Annotated in this window: 1 protein-coding gene; it reads right to left on the bottom strand. The window is 56.3% G+C overall.

Annotated features, from left to right (window positions below; translation table 11 throughout):
* Nucleotides 1–56: 56 nt before the first annotated feature.
* Nucleotides 57–350: a stress response translation initiation inhibitor YciH gene (gene yciH, locus DVK06_RS17410; protein ID WP_004059389.1), complete on the bottom strand. Its 294-nt coding sequence runs from the start codon at nucleotides 348–350 to the stop codon at nucleotides 57–59.
* Nucleotides 351–483 lie beyond the last annotated feature (133 nt).

Raw genomic sequence — 483 nt, 5'->3', positions numbered from 1 at the left:
GCTCTCGACGGCTTGGTCACAAAAATAACTCGACGTCGGGCTAGTTTAGAGGTCGGTCACGCGACGTTGAACCCCTTTTCGCGGAGGAAATCCCCCACTCGGCCGCGGTGGTTGCCTTGGAGTTCGATGGAATCGTCTTCCACGGTCCCACCACAGGCGAATTTCGATTTCAGGTCCGACGACAGGCTATCCATGTCGACGTCCTTCGGATCGAATCCCTCGATGACTGTAACCTCTTTTCCGTAGCGGCGCTCGTCGATGCGGATGACAATCTCCTGAGACTCTTTAGCGACGTCCTCGCAGACGCAGAGCTCTTCAGGGAGCCCGCACGTCGAGCAGACTTCCGACATTACAGTGTGGACCTACAGGATGGGGATATTAAACAGTATCGGGAGAAAGGGTGTGGTCGCCCGAATTAGGTATTCGAATCGTCGGTGGACGACGTTTCGCTATCGGCGGTGGTCGTCTCCGTGTCACCGTCTG

Source organism: Halorubrum sp. Atlit-28R, assembly GCF_003665955.1.
Taxonomy (GTDB): Archaea; Halobacteriota; Halobacteria; order Halobacteriales; family Haloferacaceae; genus Halorubrum; species Halorubrum tropicale.
Note: the sequence above shows the minus strand (reverse complement) of the source record. Positions and strands in the feature narration are given on the sequence as shown.

Bases quoted from the DNA above. Each gene is read 5' to 3' on its own strand.
- yciH (WP_004059389.1), bottom strand. From the start codon at position 350: ATGTCGGAAGTCTGCTCGACGTGCGGGCTCCCTGAAGAGCTCTGCGTC.